Genomic DNA, 503 nt, shown 5'->3' with positions numbered 1-503 from the left:
GTGCAGCAACGACGAGGGGCTGCTCATGGACGCCTCGACGTTGGTGACCTGGTAGCCGTGGACCGGGTCCATGATGGTCGGGAGGTTGAGGCGGCCGGGGTCGCAGGTGGAGAAGCCGGCGTTGCGGTCCGGGGTCCACTGCATCGGGGTGCGCACCGCGTCGCGGTCGCCGAGCCAGATGTTGTCGCCCATGCCGATCTCGTCGCCGTAGTACAGGATCGGCGAGCCGGGCAGCGACAGCAGCAGGGCGGTGAACAGCTCGATCTGGTTGCGGTCGTTGTCCAGCAGGGGCGCCAGACGGCGGCGGATGCCGATGTTGGCCCGCATCCGCGGGTCCTTGGCGTACTCCGCGTACATGTAGTCGCGCTCTTCGTCGGTGACCATCTCGAGCGTGAGCTCGTCGTGGTTGCGCAGGAAGATGCCCCACTGGCAGCCCGACGGGATCGCCGGCGTCTTGGCCCGGATCTCCGAGACCGGGTCGCGCGACTCCCGCCGCACCGCCA

At 69.0% G+C, this 503-nt stretch carries 1 protein-coding gene; it reads right to left on the bottom strand.

All coding sequences use genetic code 11. The annotated features are described in order from the left end of the window. Positions 1–503: alpha-amylase family glycosyl hydrolase (locus E4U92_RS35655; RefSeq protein ID WP_241681814.1), on the bottom strand; the 503-nt coding region annotated here is incomplete at both ends.

The sequence above is a fragment of the Streptomyces galbus genome (genome assembly GCF_005280195.1).
In the GTDB taxonomy this organism is placed as follows: Bacteria; Actinomycetota; Actinomycetes; order Streptomycetales; family Streptomycetaceae; genus Streptomyces; species Streptomyces galbus.
The sequence above is the reverse complement of the archived record's forward strand: the minus strand, read 5'-3'. Positions and strand labels throughout refer to the sequence as shown.